This window comes from uncultured Oscillibacter sp. (assembly GCF_910579365.1).
In the GTDB taxonomy this organism is placed as follows: domain Bacteria; phylum Bacillota; class Clostridia; order Oscillospirales; family Oscillospiraceae; genus Oscillibacter.
Map to the genome: position 1 here is coordinate 22,191 of NZ_CAJTUX010000038.1, position 6,051 is coordinate 28,241.

Below are 6,051 nucleotides of genomic sequence, written 5' to 3' on the forward strand. Positions count from 1 at the left end.
CCTGTATGCTGAAAAAACGTGTTCTCTGCCTGCTGCTGGCGCTGTCCCTGCTGTCCGGACCGGCGGCCTTGGCTCTGCGCTATCCGGAGAAGGAGCACCTTCCGGTGGACTACGCCGACATGCTCCCCGTCACCGGCTTTGACGAAAGCGCCCTCCAGGCCGCCCTGAAAGAGCTGGAAGCCATCTGCGGCATGCACCGCCGGGATGCGAAGGACCGGGAGACCCGCCGCCGGGTCCAGGCCCTCTATGACCAGATTCTCTCTGAGCTCAATGTGCTCATCACCCAGGTCTCCCTCAGCAGCGTGGCGTACGATGCCAGCGGCGCGGGGGAGGCGGAGTCCGCCTTGTACCTGGAGCTCTCCGCCCAGCAGACCCGCCTTTTTGACCGGACCTATCAGGTCTTTGGGACGCTGGCCTCCTCGCCCTACCGGGACATTCTGGAGGACGCCGCCGGCGCCGGGGAGATCCAGAGTCTGGCGGGCTACCTGGGCATGACGGAGGAGGACGCCGCCCTCTGGGAGGAGGAGGACCGGCTGGTCCAGGAGTACAACCAGATTCTCTCCAGGGGCGTTCCCGTCGTTGTGGAGGGCCGCCTGTGGACCTGGGAGGAGCTGGACGGAGCGGACCCGGAGACCTGCGCCGCCGCCGGCCGGGCCCTGGAGGAGGAACGGAACCGGGCGGCGGGGGAGGTTTACCGCCGGCTGGTCCAGCTGCGAAGCGGCATCGCCGCCCAGGCCGGATTCGACAGCTACGCGGACTACGCCTATTGGGTTCTCTACAGCCGGGATTACACGCCCGAGGACATCCGCCCTCTGCGGGAGGCGGCGAAGAAGTACATTCTCCCCCTTCAGCTCCGGCTGCTGGACCGCTTCTCCGACCGGGACCTGCGGGCCCTGGACCTGCGGAGCCGGAAAAGCGGGGAGGAGATTCTGGACGACATCCAGCCCTTCATGGAGGACTTTGACCGGGAGATGGGCGAGGCCTTTGCCTTCCTGCGGGAACACCATCTCTACGACATTGAGTATGACAGCGGCAAGCTGTCCACCGGCTACACAGTGGCTCTTCCGGCCTATGGAAGCGCCTTCATCTTCAACAGTCCCTATGGGGACTACCGGGACTACAGCGACACCGTCCACGAATTCGGCCACTTCAACGAGACCTTCCGCTGCACCCAGCACGACCTCTGGGCGGACTTCAACATCGACGTGGGAGAGATCGACTCCCAGGCTCTGGAGCTGATGTTTACCTCCTACGCCGGGAATCTCTTCGGCGAGAAATACGGCCAAATTTACGCCGACGCCATTTTGTACAGCCTGCTGGACTCCGTTCTGGACGGCTGCCTCCACGACGAGTTTCAGACGGCGGTCTACGCCGACCCGGACATGTCCCTGGAGGAGATCAACCGCCTCTTCAAGGAACTCTCGGAGGAGTACGGCTATTCCTACGACCCCGGCACGGAGGAAGACCCCTCCTGGATCGAGACCTCCCACAACTTCGAAAACCCCCTCTACTTCATCAGCTACGCCACCTCCGCCCTCTCCGCCCTGGACCTGTGGTTCCTCTACCTGAACCATCCCCGCCAGGGCCGGGAGCTCTATCTGGACCTCTCCGCTCTGTCCCTCTCTCTGCCCTACCGGGAGGCCATTGAGAAGGTGGGCCTGCGGGACATCTTCGACCCGGAGACCATCCCGGAGCTGGCGGAGATGCTGGAGGACTATCTGGACGGAAACCAGGTCTCCTACGGCGGAACCCAGGACGGTGGAACGGCGGCGCGTACGGCGGTCCTCTGTGTCTTCGCCCTGGCGCTCTGGGTCCTTGTGTTCCGCCTCCGGGTCCGGCCCTCCAGACGGGCGCGGGAGGAGACCCGCCGCCGGGAGGCGCTGGAGCCCTGGTCCCGCCAGGAACACCAGGAAGAACCGCGCCGCAGCGGGCCGGACCCCTGGTCCTCCCCGGAGAAAAAGCCCCCTTGGGAACTGTAAGCCCCCGGACCGCCTCTTCAGGCGGTCCTTTTTTTGAAGAACGTTTCGTCCCTAAATCGTTTTGATATTTGGGGCTTGACTTCTGGCAGCCCTGGTCGTATTATTGTATTATTGAAATAGTGAAATGGAGGGCAATACTATGCGCAAGCTGAAGCAACTGACCGGACGGCTTCTGGGGCTTTGTCTGGCCCTGCTGCTGGCGGTTCCGGCCCTGGCGGCGGAGCCGGCGGATGCCGCAAAGCGGCAGGAGGACCTGGACTTTCTCTATGAGGAGGTCCTGGTGAAGCACCATCCCAACGCCTTCGCCAACACGCCAAAGGCGGAGTTCCTGGCCCTGAAAACGGAGATCGAGGAGCGGCTGGCCTCCGAGAGCGAGACCGCGTTCCTCTTGGACCTCATGCGCCTGACGGCGCTGGTGGGGGACTCCCACACCACGATTTCCATTGGCGGCGCGGCGGATTTCCGGGCCTATCCCTTCTCCATGGTCCGCCGGGGCGAGAGCTGGTATCTCTCCGCCGCCGCGCCGGAGGAGGAGGCGCTGCTGTGTCAGGAGGTGGCGCTGCTCGCGGGGAAGCCGGTGGACGAGGTCATCCGGGCCTATGGAACGCTGTTTGACTCCGACAACCCGGTGCACCTCCAGCGGCAGTTCCGGCAGGCGTGCAACGTGGCGGACATCTACGAGTACCTGGGACTGGTGGAAGCCGGAAAGCCCCTGACCGTCGCCTTGAAAAACGGGAAGACCCTCACCCTGGAGCCCATGGCCATGGAGGCCATGAATCAGCTGTCGATCGTGCGCATCTCCGACAAAATCAAGGGCCAGCCGGAGACGGCGGCGGCGAACGCCTATTACTTCGCCAAGCCTCTGACGGAGGAGGTCTACTACATCCAATACAACACCTGCCAGGAGGCGGAGGACCTTTCCATGGAGGACTTCGCCGCCCTCGTGGCCAAGGACCTGGAGGCTGGGAAGTACGCCCGCGTTCTTCTGGACCTGCGGAACAACGGCGGCGGGTCCGACGGGGTCATTTGGCCTTTGTTCGAGGTTCTGCGGAAGGAAATGGACGGCGGCGCAAGGCTGATCGGCCTCATTGGGGAGGCCACCTTCTCCTCCGCCCTCATCAACGCCGTAGAGATTCAGGAGATGGGCGGCATTCTGGCCGGAGAGCCCGCCGGGGGCAGCGTCTGCCACTTCGGGGCGGTGAAGACCTTCTCCCTGCCCAACTCCCAGGTCCGGGGGCAGCTCTCCAGCAAGTATCTTGATCTGAACACCCTGCTGGACGCCGCGGCGGGCCGGGGAGTGGAGGCGCTGGCCCCGGACGTCCTGGTGTACCAGACTCTGGAGGACACCCTGAACGGAAAAGACACCCTGGCGGAGTGGTGCCTCACCGCTCCGGACCAGCAGCTGGTCCCCGCGAATCATCACGACGCCCCCCTGACCCGGGGACGCTTCCTGGGCCAGCTCTACGCCGCGGCGGGAAGTCCCGCCGTGGAGATGGAGGAGCTTCCCTTCGCCGACAGCTTCGGCATCGAGTGGTATCTTCCCGCCGTGGCCTGGGCCAAGGCCAGCGGCATCGCCAAAGGCGGCGCGGAGGGAACCTTCTCCGCCGCCCGGCCTCTCACCTGGCGGGAGGCGGCGGTGTTCCTCAGCCGGACAGCGGAGGCCCTGGACATTCCGGCCCCGGACCTCTCTCAGGACCGCCATGGTCCCGTTCCCGCCGCCCTGGCGGAGGGCTGGGAGGAAAGCGCCGTGACCCGGGCGTGGGACCTGGGGTTGCTTCCGGCGGACGCCGATTTCACCCAGGGTCTCACCCGAAGCCAGGGAGAGGCCCTAGCCGCGGCGCTGTCGGCGCTGTTGGATTGACCTCCTCAAAAACGCCAAAAAGAACCATGGGCGAAGTGAGGCGTTGACAGTCCAAGCCGGAAGGCTGGCTGTTTCGAAAGACGGAGGCGGCTTCCTTTCAGGAAGCCGCCTCCTTTTGTTTCAGAGAGTTTTCAGATTCCCCCGTTACAATTAACCTGTTTGCCGGGTTACGCGGAAGGAGGAACGGATGAAAAAAGACCTTTTGGAAAAGCGGGGCGTTACGCTGAACAGCCTCCTGGAGGAACAGCGCTCCTTGAATATGCGCCTTCTCCTGGCCGTTCAGCTTCAGGATTGGGACGCGCAGGAGGCGCTGCGCCGGGAGCTGGAGGAGAATGCGGAACGAATTGCCCGTCTGCTTGAGCACAGATTGTGACCGCCCAGGGAGTCGGGAACCTTGGGGACGGGGGTCAGGACCTTCCGCAGTAGCGGCGGAGGCCGCAGTTGTACAGCGCCGCCATTCGGGGCTCCAGCACCGGCTCTTCCCGCTCGCCCTCCTCGTCCTGGAGATACCACTTCTCGCCGTCGGTGCCAAGAAGCGGCTCCAGCTGCTGGAGGGAGTAGACCGGAAGGCGGACGCTGCCCCGGCTCCAGACCCGCAGGACATTGGGCAGGTTCACGTCGGAGAGGGAGTCGATCACCGCAAGGCGGAGCTCCTGAAAATAGGCCCCGTGGAGGAGGGGCTCCACATCCGGCCCGGCGAAGCCGCTGTCATAAAAGGACTCCAGCGCCGTCTCCAGGTCGCTGTTGTTCCACACCGGGGCGATGAGGCTGCACTCGCTGAGCTTCACCTTTCGCTCCCCCGCCGGGGGGAGGCCGGAGAGGGGAATCAGGTCCTCCAGAGAAAAGGGGGCGGTTCTGGTCTTGGGCAGGAAGATCCGGGAGGCGCTGTCGGCGGTGAGGCTGGCCGTCAGGGCCTGAATGACCCAGTCCAGAAACAGGTCGAAGTTCCGCCCGGAGACCTTGCACCGCTGGGCTCCCTGGTTCAGGAATTTGCTCATGGACTCATAGTCCGTCAGCGCCATGGGAGGCAGGGGACCTTCGTAGAGATTCTTTAAACGTGTGGTGGGCAGCATGGCGACCTCCCCGCGCCCTCCGGCGCGTTTCTGGAAATTTCGAACAGCCCTATTTTAGCACGGCCTGCTTCAAAACACAAGCCGTAAACCGAACAAGCGTTCCCAGCTCCGCCGCCTGGAAGTTCGGAAATTTTCACAGGGACAAAGAGGGTGCGCAGGAAACGCCCCCGCCTCAAGGCGGGGGCGTTCGATTATTCGCGGAGGGGAATGTCCACGCCGCAAACATGGAGGCTTTCCACCTGTTCCAGGTCCAGGGGCATGAGGAATTCCACCTGCATATCCATATGGGTATCGGAAGAGCCCACGCCGGTGGTGCCCTTTACGTCCAGGACTTCCCCGTTTTTCAGGCGGATGGACAGGTCCTTACAGGGGGTCCATCTGAAGTGCTGTTCCCCGGCGTCTGTCCGGTGGAAGGTCAGCCCCAGGGCCAGGGGAGAGAGGGTCACGCCGTCCAGAATCCACTCCGCACCGTTGGCCCGGCAGACCGCGTTGGGCTCCAGATGGAAAATCTCCGTGGGCCGAAGGATGATGGCCAGGGTCCACTCCCCGGTGATAAGCGTCTCCGGGTCTCCCTCCTCGCCAAAGTATACCAGGTTCCGCAGGCGGATGCCGCATTGCCCTCCGCCGTTCAGGGCCTCGTCGTTGATGGAAAAGATCAGGGAGTACTGCCCTTCTTCCAGGCTCTCTTCCGCGCTCTCCGCCTTCCAGGAGGAAGAGGAGTAGCCCCAGGAACTCACATCCAGGCCGCTTTCCAGCAGGACTTCCGAGTCCCCGAAATAGAGGGTGTCTCCTCGTTCCCGGAACCGCCCCAGCAGGTCCGGGTCCAGAAGCGTCATGCGGAGCTCTACCATGGCCCGCTGCCCGTCGAACACCGCGTCCAGCATCTCAAAGCGCAGCCCGCCGGACTCCACCAGCACGGTGTCCATCCCGGCGCCCAGGTTCAGAAGCTGCTCCGTGTCCGCCGCGCTCTTGTAGTAGTCCGCGGCCCAGGTATTCTCCTCAAACATCCGGCGGAAGCGCTCTCCGCCGCCCAGGGCGAAGCCCGCCGCCGCCGCGCCGGTGAGCAGGGCGGCGATGACCACCACCGCCAGCCAGCGGGCGGGGTTCCGGCCCCGGCGGCCCGCCTCCTCCTCGGGAA

Annotated in this window: 5 protein-coding genes; 3 read left to right on the top strand and 2 right to left on the bottom strand. The window is 64.3% G+C overall.

Translation table 11 applies throughout. The features are described from left to right. Positions 1–5 precede the first annotated feature (5 nt). The 3 genes from QZ329_RS09875 (at position 6) to QZ329_RS09885 (ending at position 4,213) form a co-directional block, all read left to right on the top strand. Complete coding sequence (locus tag QZ329_RS09875; RefSeq protein ID WP_295751871.1) at positions 6–1,979, top strand: hypothetical protein; 1,974 nt, start codon at positions 6–8, stop codon at positions 1,977–1,979. A 139-nt stretch (positions 1,980–2,118) separates the two neighbouring features. Continuing rightward, complete coding sequence (locus tag QZ329_RS09880) at positions 2,119–3,840, top strand: S-layer homology domain-containing protein (protein WP_295751873.1); 1,722 nt, start codon at positions 2,119–2,121, stop codon at positions 3,838–3,840. A 187-nt stretch (positions 3,841–4,027) separates the two neighbouring features. Then, positions 4,028–4,213 carry a hypothetical protein gene (locus QZ329_RS09885; RefSeq protein ID WP_295751876.1) on the top strand — a complete coding sequence of 62 codons (186 nt, stop codon included), beginning with the start codon at positions 4,028–4,030 and terminating at the stop codon, positions 4,211–4,213. A gap of 34 nt (positions 4,214–4,247) precedes the next feature. Here the strand turns inward: QZ329_RS09885 and QZ329_RS09890 are convergent, their stop codons facing one another. Together QZ329_RS09890 and QZ329_RS09895 are read right to left on the bottom strand one after the other, a co-directional pair. Further along, the gene (locus QZ329_RS09890) at positions 4,248–4,913 is read right to left on the bottom strand and encodes a hypothetical protein (protein WP_295751879.1); all 666 of its coding nucleotides are present in this window, start codon (positions 4,911–4,913) and stop codon (positions 4,248–4,250) included. A 191-nt stretch (positions 4,914–5,104) separates the two neighbouring features. Further along, positions 5,105–6,051, bottom strand: a 947-nt coding sequence (locus QZ329_RS09895; RefSeq protein WP_295751882.1) for a hypothetical protein, incomplete at its 5' end; no start/stop codon positions are given.

Coding starts and splice junctions, on each gene's coding strand:
- QZ329_RS09875 (WP_295751871.1), top strand. CDS start 6: ATGCTGAAAAAACGTGTTCTCTGCCTGCTGCTGGCGCTGTCCCTGCTG.
- QZ329_RS09880 (WP_295751873.1), top strand. CDS start 2,119: ATGCGCAAGCTGAAGCAACTGACCGGACGGCTTCTGGGGCTTTGTCTG.
- QZ329_RS09885 (WP_295751876.1), top strand. CDS start 4,028: ATGAAAAAAGACCTTTTGGAAAAGCGGGGCGTTACGCTGAACAGCCTC.
- QZ329_RS09890 (WP_295751879.1), bottom strand. CDS start 4,913: ATGCTGCCCACCACACGTTTAAAGAATCTCTACGAAGGTCCCCTGCCT.